Origin of the sequence: Streptomyces sp. V3I7, from assembly GCF_030817495.1 — a bacterium.
Lineage (GTDB): Bacteria > Actinomycetota > Actinomycetes > Streptomycetales > Streptomycetaceae > Streptomyces.
On sequence record NZ_JAUSZK010000001.1, the window covers coordinates 6,357,869 to 6,375,853 of the forward strand.

Sequence of the window (17,985 nt, forward strand, 5' to 3'; positions counted from 1 at the left end):
GGCGGAGTCCGGGCCCCCGGCCGTCCGGTCGCCTCGGCTCTCGGCGAGGCTCATCCGGTGCGGGGCCGGGGCAGTTGGTCATCCGCCGATGGCGGACATGGGGCGGTCGGGTTGGCGGAAGTCGGTGGTGTTGATGGTGTGGCCGGGGCCTTTGCCGCTCACGCTGGTGCGCCAGGCGGTTTCGATTCGGGTGTCGTCGGCGCCGGAGCGCAGGAGGGTGCGCAGGTCGGTTTCGGTGGTGGCGAAGAGGCAGTTGCGGAGCTGTCCGTCGGCGGTGAGGCGGACGCGGTCGCAGTTGCCGCAGAAGGGGCGGGTGACGCTGGCGATGACGCCGACGGTGGTGTCGGTGCCGTCGAGGTGCCATTCCTCGGCCGGGGCGTTGTTGTCGCGGGCGGCGGGGGTGAGGGTCCAGCGGGTGCCGAGGCGGTCGAGGATCTCGGCTGCGGTGATCATGCGGTCGCGGTCCCAGGCGCCCTGGGCGTCCAGAGGCATGGACTCGATGAAGCGCATGCGGTAGCCGTGGTCGACGGCGAAGGCGGTCAGGTCGGTGATCTCGTCGTCGTTGACCCCGCGGACCGGGACGGCGTTGATCTTCACCGGGTTCAGTCCGGCGGCGCGGGCGGCCTTGAGGCCGTCGAGGACGTCGGGGAGGCGGTCGCGGCGGGTGATGTCCTTGAACCGGTCCGCGCGCAGCGTGTCGAGGCTGACGTTCACCCGGTCCAGGCCCGCTGTCTTCAGGGCGGTGGCGGTGCGGGCGAGGCCGATCCCGTTCGTCGTGAGCGACAGGTGCGGGGCGGGGGTGAGGGAGGAGAGGCGGGCGATCAGGTCGGGCAGGCCCCGGCGCAGGAGGGGTTCGCCGCCGGTCAGCCGCAGCGAGGTGATGCCGAGCCGTTCGACCGCGATGCGGGCGAGGCGGACCACCTCGTCGTCGGTGAGGACCTCCGCCCGCGGCAGCCAGTTCAGACCCTCGGCCGGCATGCAGTACGTGCACCGCAGATTGCACCGGTCCGTCAACGACACCCGCAGATCCGTATGGACCCGCCCGAAACGGTCCGTCAACGGCACCGGCGACACAGACGACCGCACCACAGAACCACGAACAGGATCGGCGGGATCACTGCGACGGTCGGAGAGAGGTGAGGGCACAGGCTTGCCTTCCTCTTGTCGGGTGCTCTGTCTGGTGTGCCGTGTGACGGAGCTGTACGGGGATGCGGCGGAGTTTGATGCGGCGGAGTTTCCGGCGCGAGGACCTGACGGACCTCATCGCTTAATTCCGCGAATCAAAAAGTCACCTGTTTTCCGCTTTCGCGGGCTCCCAAAACCGGTGCCTTTATTGTTTCTTGGACCTCATGCCGGATAACGGTTCAAGGACAACGTTCGGCTATTTCCCGGAAGAAGTCAAAGAGGGGTTCCCGATGGCCCGATAACCCGTACTTATCCGTACCGGCGAGGGGCGTGCGGCACCTCGCCCGGCCTCGCAGCCTACGACCTGCGGCGCAACGCCGCACGGCGAGGAGCCCATACTGATAGGCGATACCTATCGACTGATAGGTATCGCTTCTTTGACTCCGTGCCATGGATTGGCGGAGGCTGCTCCAGCAGCGGAAGTCGGATAGTCGAATATTCGCGGGACCGGACAGTACCCGCGCACGATCCTTACCTCAAGGAATCCCCAAGAAGCACCCAGGGAAACCTCATGGGGTCGGGAACCCGTGGCGTGCGTCCGGGACCCGGCGTGTTCTGCGGCTTCCGCCGTGAGGCGTGCTCTGCGGCGGGGATGCTCCCATCGTCCCGCGGCGGACCGTACTCGAGTATGCGGATGCAGCGGAAAGAGGCAGAACCAGATCATGAGCGCCATCGAGGACCCGATTGATGATCTGTCGGTGACCCCGCCCAAGACGTGGGCGACGGGTCTGCCGGCGGTGACGCACGCGCTTCAGTACTCACTGGAGCAGACGTCGGTACGGCGCACCGCGCTGACCCTGCTCAACATCAATCAGGCCAAGGGGTTCGACTGCCCCGGGTGTGCCTGGCCGGAGCCCGCTCCGGGCCAGCGGCACATGAACGAGTACTGCGAGAACGGCGCCAAGCACGTCAACGACGAGGCCACCTCGCGCCGTATCACCCGTGACTTCTTCGAGCAGCACTCGATCGCCGAGCTGGACACGAAGTCCGACTACTGGCTCAACCAGCAGGGCCGGCTGACCGAGCCCATGGTGAAGTGGCCGGGCTCCACCCACTACGAGCCCATCAGCTGGGACGACGCCTTCGACGTCCTCGCCAAGGAGCTGCACCACCTCAGCAGCCCCGACGAGGCGATGTTCTACGTCTCGGGCCGCCTGAACAACGAGGCCGCCTTCCTCCTCCAGCTGTTCGCCCGCGCCTTCGGCACCAACAACCTGCCGGACTGCTCGAACATGTGCCACGAGTCCTCCGGCTCGGGTCTCGGCGAGTCGCTGGGCATCGGCAAGGGCAGCGTCAACCTCGACGACATCCACAACTCCGACCTGATCTTCGTGGTCGGCCAGAACCCGGGTACGAACCACCCGCGCATGCTGTCCGCGCTGGAGGAGACCAAGCGTAACGGCGGCCAGGTCGTGGCCGTCAACACGCTCCCCGAGGCCGGTCTGCTGCGGTTCAAGCACCCGCAGAAGGCCCGTGGTGTCGTCGGCAAGGGCACCCCGATCGCCGACCAGTTCCTCCACATCCGCGCCGGCGGCGACCTCGCCCTCTTCCAGGCGCTGAACCAGCTGCTGCTGGAGGCCGAGGACGCCGCTCCCGGCACGGTCCTGGACCACACGTACATCGAGTCCGACACGATCGGGTTCGAGGAGTTCGCCGAGCACACCCGCAAGCACAACTGGGACGACATCCTCGAGGCGACGGGCCTGACCCGCGCCGAGATCGAGGAGGTCCACCAGCGCGTGATGAACGCCAAGAGCGTCATCGTGTGCTGGGCGATGGGCATCACCCAGCAGAAGCACGGCGTGCCGTCGATCCGCGAGATCGTCAACTTCCTGATGCTGCGCGGCAACATCGGCAAGCCCGGCGCCGGCGTCTGCCCGGTCCGCGGCCACTCCAACGTGCAGGGCGACCGCACGATGGGCGTCTGGGAGCGGATGCCGCAGAAGTTCCTGGACGCGCTCGGCAAGGAGTTCGGCTTCGAGCCGCCGGCCAAGCACGGCTACGACGCGGTCGACTCCATCCGCGCGATGCGCGACGGCAAGGCGCACTTCTTCCTCGGCGTGGCCGGCAACTTCGCCCGCGCCACTCCCGACAGCGACGTCACCGAGGCGGCGCTGCGCAAGTGCCGTCTGACCGCGCAGATCTCCACCAAGCTGAACCGTTCCCACACGGTCGTCGGCGAGACCGCGCTGATCCTGCCGACCCTGGGCCGCAGCGACCGCGACATCCAGGAGAGCGGCGAGCAGTTCATCACGGTCGAGGACTCCATGAGCGAGGTCCACGCCTCGCGCGGCCGCCTCCACCCCGCCTCCGAGCACCTGCTCAGCGAGGTCGCGATCATCTCGCGGATGGCCCGCCGCACCCTCGGCGACAAGGTCGACGTCCCGTGGGAGGAGTTCGAGCGGAACTACGACACCATCCGTGACCGCATCGCGCGCGTGATCCCCGGCTTCGAGGACTTCAACGCCCGCGTGAAGCAGCCCGGTGGTTTCGTCCTGCCGAACCCGGTGAACTCCGGCGTCTACCCGACCCCGAGCGGCAAGGCCGTCTTCACCGCCAACGACTTCGTGAAGCTGCAGGCTCCCAAGGGCCACCTGGTGCTCCAGACGCTGCGTTCGCACGACCAGTGGAACACCATCTGGTACGCGCCGAACGACCGCTACCGGGGCATCCACAACGCCCGCCGCGTCGTCATGGTCAACCCCGAGGACCTGGCCGAGCTGGGGCTGAAGGACCGCGACACCGTCGACCTGGTCAGCGTCTGGACCGACGGCAGCGAGCGCCGCGCCGACAACTTCACCGTGGTGGCCTACCCGGCCAGCCGCGGCTCGGCCGCCGCGTACTACCCGGAGACCAACGTCCTGGTGCCGCTCGACAGCGTCGCCGACATCAGCAACTGCCCGACCAGCAAGGGCGTCATCGTCCGCCTGGAGCCCACCCGGTAACCGCGCCGGCCGGCCCCGTCCGCCGCACCGCCCGGTGCGGCGGACGGGGCCCGGCTCGGGCGCCGGTCGCCGCTCCGCTCTGCGGGCGGCCCCGGTCGCCGTAGGCTTGCTGTACCTGGTGATCACGGCCGGGTGCGGATGTCGGTGGCGTTCCGATGCGGTGGGACCACGTGATCGGCTCGATCACACAACATCATGAGGAGCAGGACTCCGAGAGGAAGGTAGGACCATGGGGCGAGTGACCGTGCGGCGTCGTGTGCTGCGGGTGCGGGAGGGCGCGTTCTCGCATCGCCCTGACACGCTGGCCGCCGAGGAGCCGATGGAGATCCGGGTGGGTGGCCGTCCGCTGACGGTGACCATGCGCACCCCGGGTGACGATTTCGATCTCGCGGCCGGGTTCCTGGTCAGCGAGGGTGTCCTGCACAAGGCGGACGAGGTCGCCGGGATCCGTTACTGCGCCGGCGCCACGGCCGACGGCAGCAACACCTTCAACGTCGTGGACGTCGCTCTCGCTCCCGGAGTCGAGGCACCCGACGCCTCGCTGGAGCGCAACTTCTACACGACCTCGTCCTGCGGCCTGTGCGGCAAGGCCAGCCTCGACGCCGTACGTACCGTGGCCGCCTGGAGCGTGGCGGAGGACCCGCTGCACGTCGACACCGACACCCTCACCGCACTCCCCGACCGGCTCCGCGCCGCCCAGCGCGTCTTCGACAGCACCGGTGGTCTGCACGCCGCCGGCCTGTTCACCACCAGCGGCGAACTCGTCGTGCTCCGGGAGGACGTCGGCCGGCACAACGCCGTCGACAAGGTGATCGGCCACGCCCTGCGCGAGGGCATGCTCCCGCTGCGCAACCACATCCTCATGGTCAGCGGACGCGCCTCCTTCGAGCTCGTGCAGAAGGCGGTCATGGCCGGCATCCCCGTCCTCGCCGCCGTCTCCGCGCCCTCCTCCCTCGCCGCCGACCTCGCCGCCGAGAGCGGACTCACCCTCATCGGCTTCCTCCGCGGCACCTCCATGAACGTCTACACCGGCGCCGAACGCCTCCAGCCCCAGCCCGTGGGCTGAGCAGGCGCCTCCCGCCCCACCTTTGGGCAGCTGCACGCACCGTGCACTCGGCCGGAGGGGCAGGGCAACTCCCACTCGCCGACCCGGCCGGGCAGCCCCTCCGGCCGACGAACCCGCATCCCCGACCGGCCGGATGGACCAGAGAGACCAAGATGTTGTTCCGCCAGCTCGAGTACCTCGTGGCGCTCTCCCGGGAGCGTCACTTCGCCCGCGCCGCCCAGTCCTGCTACGTGTCCCAGCCCGCGCTCTCCGAGGCGATCCGCAAGCTGGAGGAGGAGCTGGACGTGCCGCTGGTCCGGCGCGGCCGCAGCTACGAGGGACTCACCCCCGAGGGCGAGCGCATCCTGATGTGGGCCCAGCGCATCCTCGCCGACCGCGAGGCCCTCACCGACGAGGTCGGCGCGCTGCGCACCGGTCTCAGCGGGCGGCTGCGGATCGGCTCCGTGCCGACCGCCTCGGGCGCCGTGTCGCTGCTGACCGGACCGTTCTGCGTGGAGCACCCGATGGTCACCGTGGACGTCACGGCCAACCTGCGCTCCGAGGAGATCCTGCGCCAGCTCCAGAACTTCGAGCTGGACGCCGGTATCACCTACCTCCCCGAGACCCTCCCCGACGGCTTCCTAGCCGTGCCGCTGTACGAGGAGCGGTACGTGCTGCTCACCAACATCGGCGACGGTCTGGCCCGCCAGGCCACGGCGACGTGGACCGAGGCCTCGCGGCTCCCGCTGTGCCTGCTGACGTCGACCATGCAGGGGCGGCGCGTGCTGGACGAGATCTTCGGCGAGGCGGGGCTGCGTCCCTCGCCGCGCGTCGAGACCGACTCGGTCGCCTCGCTGTTCTCCCACGTCAGGACCGGCCGCTGGGCCAGCATCGTGCCGCACGCCTGGCTCCACGTCTTCGGCGTCCCGGACGGGATGCGGGCGGTTCCGCTCGTGGAGCCCACCCGCACGATGCCCATCGGCCTCGTCACCACGGCCCGGGAGCCGGGCCCCGTCATGGCCCGCGCCCTGGCGGAGACGGCCCGGACCACGGACGTCGCCGCCATCCTGGAGCGGCTCCCGGGAACCGCCAAGGCCTGAACCCCCTGCGTGCGGAGCCTCACCGCACGCTCAGGCGGGGGTGTGCCCCTCCAGGTAGTCCCGTACGGCCTGCGGCAGGCCCGAGGTCCTGGCGGCGTCCTCGAACAGGAACCAGCGGATCTGCTCCGCGGTGAGCCGCGCCCCGCCCGAGGGGTCCTCGGTCAGCAGCTGGCAGACGACGGCCGCCGGTGCCTCGGCCGCCGGCTCCGCCGGTGGGTCCAGGGACTGGGAGCCGTCGACGAGGTAACCGGTCAGCTCGTACACGAGGCGTTCCGCAGTGGCCTCGACCGACTCGGCCGGCTCCGGGGTGCCCGTCGGCAGCCCCCAGCCGTCGCCCTGCTGGCGCACCAGCAGCAGCTGTCCGTCGTACGCGACGACCGCCTGTACCGCGCCCCCGCCGGGGTACTCCAGCGCCATGGCTCAACCGTCCCTTCGCCGTTCACGCCGTTCCATGACGCTCTCCTACCCACGGCGGCGGCGGTGATCCGTCGGTCCGTCAGGAAGCCGTCGACGCAGCCTCCTCCAGCGTCTCGCGGGCGGCCGCGCGCGCGAGGTCGCGGTCGTCGGGGACGACGCCGATGCGGGTGCGCCGGTCGAGGAGGTCCGACTCGTCGAGGGCGCCCTCGTGCCGTACGGCCCACAGCAGTTCGGCGCGGGTGACCGGGTGGCCGGGCAGGACGGCCTCGGCCAGCCGCGGGTCCTCGGCGGCGAGCGCGTGGACGGCGAGGGCCTCGGTGCCGTAACGCCGCACCAGGCGCCGGGGGACGGGCAGTTCACCGAGCCGGCGGGGCGCCGCCGCGCCGACGAGCGGCAGGGAGGCGGTGGCGCACGGCCCCGCGGTGAGCCGGCGGGCGGTCACGGCGGCGTCGACGGCGTCCTGCGCCATGCGCCGGTACGTCGTGAGCTTGCCGCCGACCACGGTGGTCACGCCGTCGGGTGGGGTCAGCACCGCATGCCGCCGCGAGATGTCCGAGGTCCGGGCCGGCGCGCCGGAGTGGCCGGCGGTGGTGTCCAGCAGGGGGCGCAGTCCCGCGAAGGCGCCCACGACGTCGTCGCGGCGTACGCGGACGTCCAGGGCGGAGCCGAGCACGTCGAGCAGGAAGCCGATGTCCGCCTCGGGAACCTCCGGGACGTCCGGGATCCCGCCCTCGACGGGCTCGTCGGTCAGCCCGACGTACACGCGCCCGTCGCCCTGCGGGAGGACCAGGACGAAGCGGTTGGTCTCCCCGGGGACGGGGATGTGCAGGCCCGCGGGCAGGGGGCCGAGGAGGTCCGCGCGCAGTACCAGGTGCGTGCCGCGCGAGGGCCGGATCCGGATGCCGTCCACCAGGCCGCCCGCCCACACACCGGCCGCGTTGATCACCGCGCGGGCGCGGATCTCGCCCTGTTCCCCGGTGAGTTCGTCGCGTACGCGGGCGCCGGTGGCGGTGAGCTCCAGCGCTCTGACCCGGGTCAGGATCCGCGCGCCGCGGGCGGCGGCGGTGCGGGCGAGGGCGGTCACCAGACGGGCGTCGTCGGTGAGCCGGCCGTCCCAGGACAGCAGCCCGCCGCGCAGCCCGTCGGCGCGCACCGACGGCGCCAGGCTGCGCGCCTCCACCGCGGAGAGGCGGCGTGGCACGGGCAGGGTGGTGCGCGCGGTGCGGGCCGCGAGCCGCAGGGCGTCCCCGGCGCGGAGACCGGCCCACGCCAGCGAGCCCTGGGCGCGGGAGACCAGCGGGGTCAGGGGCAGGACGAACGGCTGGGCGCCGACGAGGTGCGGGGCCGTCCGTTCCATCAGCACCCCGCGCTCGACCGCGCTCTCGTGAGCCACGTCGAACTGCCCGGCGGCCAGGTAGCGCAGCCCGCCGTGGATCAGCTTGGAGCTCCAGCGCGACGTACCGAAGGCCAGGTCGTGGGCGTCGACCGCGACGACGCTCAAGCCCCGGGCCGCCGCGTCCAGGGCCGCACCGGCGCCGGTGGCGCCGAGCCCCACCACCAGGACGTCGGCCAGGCGGCCGTCGGCCGCAGCGGCGAGTTCGCGCCGGCGGCGGGCGGCCGACAGGGACGATCCGGGCACGGGGGCGGTCGCATCGCAGGGGACGCGGGCGGGGCTCATGGCGTGAGGATCCTCTCCAGCGTGGTGCGCAGTTCGCCGAGGAACGCCGCCGAGGTGAGGTCGGCGTCGTCCTCGTCGGTCACGGTCCGCAGCGACAGGGCGAAGGACTGGACGACCAGCAGCAGGGAGCGGGCCTGCCGTCCGACGGGGCCCCGGCGCACCGAACCGTCCGCGTGCCCCTCCAGCAGGACCTCGGTCAGCAGCTCCAGCAGGGCGTCCTGGCTCGCGCCGCGCCGGTCGAGCACGTAGGGGAGCAGGAGTTCGGGATCGACGTCGAGGATCTTGCGGAAGAGCGGGTGCGCGCGGAAGGCCTCCACGCCCGCGACGAGCCCCTCGACGATCAGCTCGCGCACGGGCTGACCCGGGCGGCGCTGCGGCATCGCCCCGGTGGCCACGCCGATCCACTCACGCGTCATCAGGTCGCCCACCAGGGAGCGCACATCGGGCCAGCGCCGGTACAGGGTCATCCGGGAGACGCCGGCGCGGCGCGCCACGTCGGTCAGGGTGGTCCGGCGGACCCCGACGGCCAGAACGCAGTCGCGCACCGCGTCGAGCACCCGGTCGTTGTCCGAAGCGTTGTGACGAATAGGCGTCATGTGTCACAGTGTAACGCCGGGGGATCACCACGGGACCCTCGGGGACGACAGACAACCCAACGACGGGGACGGACCGCGCTGATGGAACAGGACATGCTCTGGAGCGGCTGGGGCGACCCGGCCAAGGCCGCCCCCCTGCCCGACACGGTGACCGGCCTGCTGCGCGACCTGCTCGGCGTCAAGCCGCGCGACACCCGCCCGCTCGCCCTCGACGACCTCTCCGTCCCCGAACCCGCCCTGGAAACCGGCGCGTTCGCGGCGCTCGCGGACGCCGTCGGCGGCGCCGCCCACATCCGCGACGACGCGGAGAGCCGCCTTCGGCACACCCGCGGCAAGTCCACGCCCGACCTGCTGCGCATCCGCGCCGGCGACACCGCGGACGTCCCGGCCGCCGTCGTCCTGCCCGCGACCCACGACGAGGTGCTCGCCGTCCTGCGGGCATGCGCCCAACACGGCCTGGCCGTCGTCCCGTTCGGCGGGGGCACCTCCGTCGTCGGCGGCCTCGCGCCCGAGGGCACCGCCCGGAGCGCCTTCGTCGCCCTCGACCTGCGCCGCATGGACGGGCTGCTCGACCTCGACCCCGTCTCGCGCACCGCCACGCTCCAGCCCGGCCTGCGCGCGCCCGAGGCCGAGGCGCTCCTGGCCGAGCACGGCTTCACCCTCGGCCACTTCCCGCAGTCCTACGAGTGGGCCACCCTCGGCGGGTTCGCCGCGGCCCGCTCCAGCGGACAGGCTTCCGCCGGATACGGCCGCTTCGACGACATGGTGCTCGGCCTGACCCTCGCCACCCCCGAGGGCACCCTCGACGTCGGCCGGGCCCCGCGCTCGGCGGCCGGCCCCGACCTGCGCCAGCTGATCCTCGGCTCCGAGGGCGCGTTCGGCGTCATCACCGCCGTGATCGTACGGATCCGGCCCGAGCCCCGGGCCCGGGTGTACGAGGGCTGGCGCTTCGCCTCGTTCGAGGAGGGGACCGCAGCCCTGCGCCGCCTCGCCCAGGACGGACCGCTGCCCACCGTGCTGCGCCTGTCCGACGAGACCGAGACGCTCGTCGGACTCGCCCAGCCCGACGCCATCGGCGTGACACAGAACGCGGGATGCCTGGCGATCACCGGCTACGAGGGCACCGAGGAGGACACGGCGTACCGGCGCGAACGCGCGGCGGCCGTCCTGCGCGCGTGCGGCGGCACGTACGCGGGGACGGAGCCGGGCGAACGCTGGGCCCACGGCCGCTACTCGGCGCCGTACCTGCGCGACTGCCTGCTGGACGCGGGCGCGTTCGCGGAGACGCTGGAGACCGCGGCGTTCTGGTCCCGGATCCCGGAGCTGTACGCGGCCGTCCGCACCGCGCTCACCGACACCCTCACGGCGGCCGGCACCCCGCCCCTCGTCATGTGCCACATCTCGCACGTGTACGAGAACGGCGCCTCCCTGTACTTCACGGTGGTCTCGGCCCAGGGCGAGGACCCGGTCGCCCACTGGGCGCCCGCCAAGCGCGCCGCGGGCGAGGCCGTCCTCGCCGCCGGCGGCACCATCAGCCACCACCACGGGATCGGCACCGACCACCGCGACGCCTACGTCCGGGAGATCGGCCCCCTCGGCATCGAAGCCCTCCGGGCCGTCAAGCGGTGCCTGGACCCGGAAGGGCTGCTGAACCCCGGAATCCTGCTGCCCACGCACTGACGTCCAGGGCTTTGCTCGGTACGATCTCGGTCCCGCGCAGCCGAGTTGCGCTCCCGCGGCGGGCAAGCCGCCGTTCCCCAGCCCCTGTCACCGTTCCCGTCCCCGCCCGGAGGCTCACCGATGCGCCAGTTCACCGCCGTCGTCAATCCCACCGCGGGCGACTCCACCGGGGCGGCGGCACTGCTGCGCATAGCCCGGCTGCTGAGGGAGGCCGGTGCCGAACTGGAGACGGAGTACAGCCGCAGCCTGGCCCACGCCCAGGAGATCGCCGTGCGCGCGGGGAAGCAGGGCCGCATCGTGCTGGCGGTCGGCGGTGACGGCATCGCGGGCGGCATCGGCGGCGCCCTCAGCGGAACCGGTACGACCCTCGGCCTGGTCCCGGCCGGACGCGGCAACGACTTCGCCCGCGCGCTCGGCCTGCCCGCCGACCCGGCCGACCTCGCCCGCATCCTGCTCACGGGCGACCCCCGGCACGTGGACACCATCGAGGTGGAGTCGGCCGTCCACGCCCGCACCGTGGTGCTGGGCAGCGTGTACGCGGGCGTCGACGCGCTCGCCAACCGGCATGCCAACGAGGCCCGGCTGCTGCGCGGCGCCGCCTCCTACTACGCGGGCGGACTGCGCGCGGTGGCCACCTGGCGCCCGGCGTCCTTCCGCGTCACCGTCGACGGCCAGGAGCACGACTGTCGCGGCTACACCGTCGTCGCCGCCAACTCCCGCTACTACGGCTCCGGTCGGGCCATCGCGCCCGAGGCCCGGCTCGACGACGGACAGCTCGACGTCGTGATGATCCACGAGGCCCCGCGCCGCCTCTTCTTCGCCATCATGAACGAGCTGAAGACGGGCGCCCACGTCCACCGGCCCGAGGTCCAGGTCCTGCGCGGCCGCGAGATCCGGATCGAGGCGGACCGCCCCGTCCCGTACGGCGCCGACGGCGAGGTCGAGGCCGCCCTGCCCGTCACGGCCCGGGTACGCCCCGGCGACCTCGCGGTGCTCTGCTGAGGACGTACGTCCCGCTCGGACCCCGCTACTCCAGGAGATCCCTGACGACCCGGGCCGCCGCCTCCGACTCGGCGGCGGGCGGCGACAGTTCGCTGAGGGTGTCGAGGTCGAAGTCCTCGCTCAGCTCCGTCTCCCAGGCGGCCGCCAGCCTCTCCTGCTCCTCGCGCGGCTGTCGGCGGACATGCTCCCGGGCTTGCGGGCTCAGGGCGACCAGGAATCGCTCGACGGTGTCGATCGGCATCTTCTCCTCCTTCACCGTGGATGCCGCTCCAGTGGATGGCTCCACCGTGGATGGATCTCCGGGGTGAGCAGCGTGAGCGCGCCGTCGTCCGCCACCCCGACGGACACGCCCCCGCTCACCCGCTCCAGCGTCGCGCGCAACCAGTCGCGGTCCGCGTCCGGCACCGGCTCCAGCCGCATCCGCCGGGCCCGCAGGGGCACCATCCGCACACCCTCCAGGCGCCCCGTGTCCGCCTCGACCGAGACCAGGAACGCGAGGCGGAGGTCGTCGCGGTAGTTCTCGTAGCCCGCGATCCCCTCGTAGTCGTCGACGAAGTCGCCGCAGCCGTGCAGGATCAGCCGCTCGCGGTACACCTCGACGGGGCGGGGGTGGTGCGAGGAGTGGCCGTGGACCACGTCCACGCCGCCGTCGACGAGCGCGTGCGCGAAACGGACCTGCCGGTCCGGGACGCGGTAGCCCCAGTTCGAGCCCCAGTGCACCGACACCACCACGACATCGCCGGGCCGCTTCGCCCGCCGTACGCGCTCCAGGACCGCGTCGGCCGCCGACGCGGTCAGCGCCGGGACGTACGCCACCCCTGACCGCTCGGCGTCCGCCGCCCAGTCGGACGGGATGCCGCTGCACGACGACCCGAGGGCGAACACCAGCACCCGCGCCCCCGCACCGCCGTCCTGCGAGGCCACCGGCACCACCGCGGGCGCCTGCGCCTGCGCTGCGTCGTGCCCCGCGCCCGCCGTCCGCAGCCCCGCACCGCCGAGCGTGTCGAGGGTCTCGGCGAGCCCGGTGCGGCCGAAGTCCAGGACGTGGTTGTTGGCCAGCACGCAGACGTCGGGCCGGACCGCCAGCAGCGCGGGCAGGTTCGCCGGGTGCATGCGGTAGTGGACCGCCTTGCCGGGCGCGAACGCGTCACTGCGGGTCACGGACGTCTCCAGGTTCACTATCCGGACGTCCGGCCCGGCCTCGTCCAGCACCCGCAGCGCCTCGCCCCACGGCCAGGCAGGGTCGACCGGCGCGGGGATCGGCCCGTTCGCGGACTCGGCCGCCCGCACGTACCCGCGGGCGTCACCGACGTACCCCTCCCGCAGCGCCGGATCACCGGGGTGCGCGAGGATCTGGTCGACACCGCGCCCGAGCATCACATCGCCACACAAAAACAGCGTCACCGTGCCGCCGCTCATGTCTCCACGGTAGGACCAGGCACCCGCTGCCCGCCCCCGGGGGCCCGGCGAACCGCAGGCCCCGCGCCGGGTGCCGGGCGGCGCGGGAACGGCAGGGCATCATGGACGAGTGATCGTGCTTGCTGTGGTGTGTGCCATTCTGGGAGCCGCCAGCAATGCCCTGGGAACCGTGTTCCAGCGCAAGGCGGCCCGCTCGGTGCCGCGGGGCGGCGGTATCAGCCTGGTCATGACGCTCGCCCGGATCCCCGCCTGGCGGATCGGCGTGCTCGGCGTCATCGGAGCCGCCGTGTTCCAGGCGCTGGCCCTGGTGAACGGGCCCCTCGCCCTGGTGCAGCCGCTGTTCATCCTGGAACTGCCGTTCGCGCTGCTTTTCTACGCCCCGCTGCTGCACCACCGGCTGCCCCGCGAGGGCTGGTGGGCCGTTGGGGGAGTGGTCGTCGGACTCGCCCTGATCCTCGGCGCGGCCGCGCCCTCGGGGGGCCGCAACCAGGCGCCGATGTCGCACTGGGTGCCGGTGCTGGTGGTGTGCCTGGGACTGATGGCCGCGGCCGTCCTCGCGGCCCGCTCCTCGCACTCGTCCCTGTTCCGCGCCGCCTCGCTCGCCACGGCCGCCGCGATCGGCAACGCCCTGACGGCCGCGTTGATGAAGTCGGCCACGGGACGGCTCGCCACCGACGGCTTCGCCGCGTTCCTCGCCACCTGGCAGACGTACGGCTTCGCCATCGTCGGCGTCTGCTCGCTGCTGCTGCTGGAGAACTCGCTCCAGGCCGGCCTGCTCGCCGCCTCCCAGCCCGCGATGACCATCACGGACGCGACGGCGAGCCTCCTGATCGGCGTGACCCTGTTCGGCGAGCACATCCGCACGGGCTGGTTCCTGCTGCCGGAGATCGCGGGCGGCGCGCTGCTGCTGTGGGGTGTGTACCGGCTGACCCGCGCCGTGCCGAACGTCGTCTCGATGGTCAAGTAGGGCGACGGCGCCCGGCAGTCCCGTTCAGTCGGTCCGTCCCGGGTAGGCGATCCGCGCCGTGATCAGCGCGATCCGCCGCGCCGACTCCTCCGGCGGGGCCACCGGCTGGACGATGTGGCTGACGGTCAGGCGCACGATGGTCTCCACCGCCAGCCCCCGCGACTCGGCGTCGACATCCGGCCACGCCTCGATCACGTACGCGTCGAGCATCGCCATGGCGGTGACGAAGACCGGTTCGGGCCGCGTCGTGAGATAGGCGAGCAGTTCGTCGTCGCCGCCGCGCGCCGCCAGCAGGATGGCCTTGATCAGCGGGTTGTCCATGGACTGCCGCAGGGTGTATGCCACCCCGGCCGCGGCCGCCTCCCGCAAGTCGTCGCGGTTCGCGTCGAGTTCACCCTGGATGCCGACGAGGAAGCCCTCCAGCTCGCGCTGGACGAGGGCCGTGCCGATCGCCTCCTTGGTGCCGAACTCGTTGTACAGGGTCTGCCGGCTCACCCCCGCCGCGCGGGCGAGGGCGGCCATGCGCAGCATGCCCCAGCCGTTCGCGGCGACCAGGTGGTAGGCAGCGTCAAGTACCTGCTCACGCAGGAGAGATCGAACGCTTTCACGGAATCGGCTCATCGTGCGCTCACTCTAACCAACCCCCTGTTCGGGCCCGCACCCCTCCCGGCCGATACGGCCCGCTCCGATCGATTGCTGTCAGAAGCATTGACGAGTCACACCCCTTCTGTCTATCTAGTGGACCGAACACAGGTGAAGTGTCCACCGAATCGGCAAGGAGGCCGGGCATGGTGCACAGCGAACGAGGAGCGATACCCGACAAGACCCCCGGGACCCAAGAGGCACCCTGGCGGGACCCCAAGCGTTATCTCTGGCTCATGGGCCTGGTCGTCCCCTGCTTCCCCTTCCTGTCCTGGGGGCTGGTGGAACTCACCGGACTCCGGCTGTTCTGGTGGACCGGGCTCGGCATCCTGTACGTGATCTTCCCGATCGTCGACCGGCTCACCGGGAAGGACGCGGCCAACCCGCCCGACAGCGCGCTCGCCTGGCTCGAACAGGACCGCTACTACCGCTGGTGCATCTTCCTCTACCTCCCCCTGCAGTACGCCGGCCTCGCCGTGAGCTGCTGGCTGATCACCGACGGCGGCCTCACCACGCTCGACAAGGTGGGCCTCACCCTCACCCTCGGCGCCGTCGCGGGCATCGGCATCAACACCGCCCACGAACTCGGCCACAAGAAGGAGTCGCTGGAGCGCTGGCTGTCCCGGATCGCGCTCGCCCAGACCTTCTACGGCCACTTCTACATCGAGCACAACCGCGGCCACCACGTCCGCGTGGCGACCCCCGAGGACCCGGCGAGCGCCCGGCTCGGCGAGAGCTTCTGGCGGTTCCTGCCGAGGACGATCACCGGCAGCCTCACCTCCGCCTGGCGCCTGGAGAAGGCCCGGCTCACCCGCACCGGCAAGTCGCCGTGGACCCTGCGCAACGACGTCCTGAACGCCTGGGCCATGTCCGTCGTCCTCTTCGGCGTGCTCACCGCCGCCTTCGGGCCGGGCATCCTGCCCTACCTCGCCCTCCAGGCCGTCTTCGGCTTCTGCCTGCTCGAGGTCGTCAACTACATAGAGCACTACGGCCTGTTGCGGCAGCGCGCCGACAGCGGACGGTACGAGCGCTGCGCCCCCCGGCACAGCTGGAACAGCGACAACGTCGCCTCCAACGTCTTCCTTTACCACCTCCAGCGGCACAGCGACCACCACGCCAACCCGACCCGCCGCTACCAGGCGCTGCGGCACTTCGCCGAGGCCCCCGAACTGCCCACCGGCTACGCGGGGATGATGCTCCTGGCCTACGTCCCGCCGCTGTGGCGCAGGGTCATGGACCGCCGGGTCCTCGCGCACTACGACGGCGACGTGACCCGCGCCAACATCCAGCCCGGCAAGCGCGAGGCGCTCGTCGCCCGCTACGGGGCCGCCGCATGAGCCGCCACCGCTGCCCCTCTTGCGACTACGTGTACGACGAGACCGCCGGCCACCCCCGCGAGGGCTTCCCCGCCGGTACGCCCTGGAGCCAGGTGCCGGACGACTGGTGCTGCCCCGACTGCGGCGTCCGTGAGAAGACCGACTTCGAACCCGAGGAGAGCGTGTGAGCGCCGAGGACCGCCCCGCCAAGAAGTGGATCTGCCTCGTCTGCGGCTTCGTCTACGACGAGGCCGAGGGCTGGCCCGACGAGGGCATCGCCCCCGGCACCCGTTGGGAGGACATCCCCGACGACTGGTCGTGCCCGGACTGCGGCGCGGCGAAGGCCGACTTCGAGATGGCCGAGATCACGCATGCCTGAGCCCGAGCCCGGCCCCGTGGTCGTCATCGGCGCCGGCATCGCGGGCGCCACCGCCGCGCTCACGCTGCGGGCCGAGGGGTACGAGGGTGAGCTGGTCCTCGTCGGCGACGAGCCCGAACCGCCCTACCGCCGGCCCCCGCTGTCCAAGGAGGTGCTCTCGGGAGCCCAGCCGCCGTCCCGGACGCTGCTGCGTCCCGTCGCCTCCTGGGCGGAGCGGGGCATCGACCTGCGTACCGGCGTCGCGGCCACGTCGCTCGACACCGACCGGCGCCGGGTGCTCCTCTCCGACGGCACGACGCTCCCGTACCGGAGACTGCTGCTCGCCACCGGCGGCCGTCCCGGGCGGCTGCCCGCGGCCGACGCACTGCCGGGCGTCCACCGGCTGCGCAGCCTCGACGACGCGAACGCGCTGCGGTCGGCGCTCACCGGCGGCGGACGGGTCCTGATCATCGGCGCCGGTCTGATCGGACTGGAGGTGGCCGCCACCGCGCGCGGTCTCGGCTGCGAGGTGACCGTGACCGAGGCCGACGAACGGCCCCTGGCCCGCGTCCTTCCGGCGCTCGTGGCCGACGCCGTCGCCGCCCTGCACCGGTCACGGGGCGTGGAGCTCCTCACCGGGCTCCGGCTCGACCGCTTCGAACGACGCGACGGCCGCATCGCGGCCGCGCCGCGTGAGAGCGGTCCGGGCAGCTCCTCGACCCTGACGGCGGACACCGTGGTCGTCGCCGTCGGCATGACCCCCGAGACGGCCCTCGCCGAACGCGCCGGCCTGAAGACCGACGACGGGATCCTGGTCGACGCGTTCGGCGAGACGTCCGCACCCGGTGTGTACGCCGCCGGGGACGTGGCGCGCGGCCCGTTCGGGAGCGGGGGCGCGCCGCGCAGGTTCGAGCACTGGGCGCACGCCCAGGAGCACGGGGCGGCGGTCGCGCGCAACATGCTCGGCGCCGGCGTCCCGTACTCGCCCCGGCCGTGGTTCTGGACCCACCAGTACGGCAGCAGCCTGCAGGTCGCGGGCGACCCGAGGGACGCCGGGACGCTGACCGTCGACGGGGACCCGGAGGCCTTCGACTTCACCGTACGGGCCTGGCGCGACGGGCGGTTGACCGCAGCGGTGTGCGCGAACAGGCCGGCGGAGTTCCGCGCGCTGCGCGCAGAACTGGAGGCCGACGGGATGCGGGTGCCGTCGGTCGCCGCGGTGGAGGGGGTCACCTGATTGCGATCCGATGCGCCGGTGACGGTCCCCCGACGACGCGGCGGGCGTGAGCCGCGCTCGCGCTCGCGTTCCGGCGTGGTCGGCCGCTGTCGGGAACGCACGGGAGCCGAGCCTGTCACGGAACGCCCGGCCGGGAAGCGGGTGCCGTCGGCCACCGCGGCGGAGGGGGTCACCTGATTGCGTGGCTGATTGCGTGACGCGCGGTCGGGTACGCGGAGGGCGGCATGGGCAGCCGAAGTCTCTGCGGGAGGATCCGAGGCGCCGGCGACGGTCCCCGGACGACGCGGCGGGCGTGAGCCGCGCTTGTGCTCCGGCGTGGTCGGCCGCCGTCGGGAACACGGGAGCCGGCCGGTCACGGAACGCCCGGCCGGGAAGCGGGTGCCGTCGGCCACCGCGGT

17 protein-coding genes are annotated in these 17,985 nt (G+C 72.5%); 10 read left to right on the top strand and 7 right to left on the bottom strand.

Going from position 1 to position 17,985, the window contains the following annotated elements; genetic code table 11:
* Positions 1-78: 78 nt before the first annotated feature.
* A complete protein-coding gene (gene moaA, locus QFZ74_RS29360; RefSeq protein ID WP_307623869.1) occupies positions 79-1,086 on the bottom strand; it encodes a GTP 3',8-cyclase MoaA in 1,008 nt (335 codons plus the stop codon).
* A gap of 761 nt (positions 1,087-1,847) precedes the next feature.
* On the opposite strand from moaA, the gene QFZ74_RS29365 reads away from it, so the two are divergent.
* The 3 genes from QFZ74_RS29365 to QFZ74_RS29375 all read left to right on the top strand — a co-directional run bounded on the left by QFZ74_RS29365 (position 1,848) and on the right by QFZ74_RS29375 (position 6,275).
* Complete coding sequence (locus tag QFZ74_RS29365; protein WP_307623870.1) at positions 1,848-4,130, top strand: FdhF/YdeP family oxidoreductase; 2,283 nt, start codon at positions 1,848-1,850, stop codon at positions 4,128-4,130.
* A gap of 229 nt (positions 4,131-4,359) precedes the next feature.
* Complete coding sequence (gene fdhD, locus QFZ74_RS29370; RefSeq protein WP_307623871.1) at positions 4,360-5,196, top strand: formate dehydrogenase accessory sulfurtransferase FdhD; 837 nt, start codon at positions 4,360-4,362, stop codon at positions 5,194-5,196.
* A 152-nt stretch (positions 5,197-5,348) separates the two neighbouring features.
* Positions 5,349-6,275: a LysR family transcriptional regulator gene (locus QFZ74_RS29375; protein WP_307623872.1), complete on the top strand. Its 927-nt coding sequence runs from the start codon at positions 5,349-5,351 to the stop codon at positions 6,273-6,275.
* 30 nt (positions 6,276-6,305) lie between these two features.
* Here the strand turns inward: QFZ74_RS29375 and QFZ74_RS29380 are convergent, their stop codons facing one another.
* The 3 genes from QFZ74_RS29380 to QFZ74_RS29390 form a co-directional block, all read right to left on the bottom strand.
* Positions 6,306-6,692 carry an NUDIX hydrolase gene (locus tag QFZ74_RS29380; protein WP_307623873.1) on the bottom strand — a complete coding sequence of 129 codons (387 nt, stop codon included), beginning with the start codon at positions 6,690-6,692 and terminating at the stop codon, positions 6,306-6,308.
* A 79-nt stretch (positions 6,693-6,771) separates the two neighbouring features.
* Positions 6,772-8,370, bottom strand: coding sequence for a glycerol-3-phosphate dehydrogenase/oxidase (locus tag QFZ74_RS29385; RefSeq protein ID WP_307623874.1), 1,599 nt, complete (start codon positions 8,368-8,370; stop codon positions 6,772-6,774).
* A complete protein-coding gene (locus tag QFZ74_RS29390) occupies positions 8,367-8,966 on the bottom strand; it encodes a TetR/AcrR family transcriptional regulator (RefSeq protein WP_307623875.1) in 600 nt (199 codons plus the stop codon). The genes QFZ74_RS29385 and QFZ74_RS29390 overlap by 4 nt, the downstream gene beginning before the upstream one ends.
* Positions 8,967-9,059: 93 nt before the next feature.
* On the opposite strand from QFZ74_RS29390, the gene QFZ74_RS29395 reads away from it, so the two are divergent.
* Both QFZ74_RS29395 and QFZ74_RS29400 read left to right on the top strand, forming a co-directional pair.
* Positions 9,060-10,646 (top strand): FAD-binding oxidoreductase, encoded by a 1,587-nt coding sequence (locus QFZ74_RS29395; RefSeq protein ID WP_307624318.1) that lies wholly within the window; start codon positions 9,060-9,062, stop codon positions 10,644-10,646.
* 120 nt (positions 10,647-10,766) lie between these two features.
* Complete coding sequence (locus tag QFZ74_RS29400; RefSeq protein ID WP_307623876.1) at positions 10,767-11,648, top strand: YegS/Rv2252/BmrU family lipid kinase; 882 nt, start codon at positions 10,767-10,769, stop codon at positions 11,646-11,648.
* A gap of 25 nt (positions 11,649-11,673) precedes the next feature.
* Here the strand turns inward: QFZ74_RS29400 and QFZ74_RS29405 are convergent, their stop codons facing one another.
* On the bottom strand, positions 11,674-11,889 hold the full coding sequence (locus QFZ74_RS29405) for a hypothetical protein (protein WP_307623877.1): 216 nt from the start codon (positions 11,887-11,889) through the stop codon (positions 11,674-11,676).
* 11 nt (positions 11,890-11,900) lie between these two features.
* Positions 11,901-13,067: a CapA family protein gene (locus QFZ74_RS29410; RefSeq protein ID WP_307623878.1), complete on the bottom strand. Its 1,167-nt coding sequence runs from the start codon at positions 13,065-13,067 to the stop codon at positions 11,901-11,903.
* A gap of 109 nt (positions 13,068-13,176) precedes the next feature.
* On the opposite strand from QFZ74_RS29410, the gene QFZ74_RS29415 reads away from it, so the two are divergent.
* The gene (locus QFZ74_RS29415) at positions 13,177-14,034 is read left to right on the top strand and encodes a DMT family transporter (RefSeq protein ID WP_307623879.1); all 858 of its coding nucleotides are present in this window, start codon (positions 13,177-13,179) and stop codon (positions 14,032-14,034) included.
* A gap of 24 nt (positions 14,035-14,058) precedes the next feature.
* Here the strand turns inward: QFZ74_RS29415 and QFZ74_RS29420 are convergent, their stop codons facing one another.
* Positions 14,059-14,655: a TetR family transcriptional regulator gene (locus tag QFZ74_RS29420; protein WP_307623880.1), complete on the bottom strand. Its 597-nt coding sequence runs from the start codon at positions 14,653-14,655 to the stop codon at positions 14,059-14,061.
* A 167-nt stretch (positions 14,656-14,822) separates the two neighbouring features.
* Between QFZ74_RS29420 and QFZ74_RS29425 the strand changes: the two genes are divergently transcribed.
* From QFZ74_RS29425 to QFZ74_RS29440, 4 genes are read left to right on the top strand one after another with little or no spacing between them, the layout of a single operon-like run.
* Positions 14,823-16,013 carry an alkane 1-monooxygenase gene (locus tag QFZ74_RS29425; RefSeq protein ID WP_307623881.1) on the top strand — a complete coding sequence of 397 codons (1,191 nt, stop codon included), beginning with the start codon at positions 14,823-14,825 and terminating at the stop codon, positions 16,011-16,013.
* Positions 16,010-16,180 (top strand): rubredoxin, encoded by a 171-nt coding sequence (locus tag QFZ74_RS29430; RefSeq protein ID WP_307623882.1) that lies wholly within the window; start codon positions 16,010-16,012, stop codon positions 16,178-16,180. Before QFZ74_RS29425 ends, QFZ74_RS29430 begins: the two co-directional genes overlap by 4 nt.
* Entirely contained in the window at positions 16,177-16,371 is a 195-nt protein-coding gene (locus QFZ74_RS29435; protein ID WP_307623883.1) for a rubredoxin, read from the top strand. The genes QFZ74_RS29430 and QFZ74_RS29435 overlap by 4 nt, the downstream gene beginning before the upstream one ends.
* Positions 16,364-17,587 carry an NAD(P)/FAD-dependent oxidoreductase gene (locus QFZ74_RS29440; protein ID WP_307623884.1) on the top strand — a complete coding sequence of 408 codons (1,224 nt, stop codon included), beginning with the start codon at positions 16,364-16,366 and terminating at the stop codon, positions 17,585-17,587. The genes QFZ74_RS29435 and QFZ74_RS29440 overlap by 8 nt, the downstream gene beginning before the upstream one ends.
* Positions 17,588-17,985: the final 398 nt, after the last annotated feature.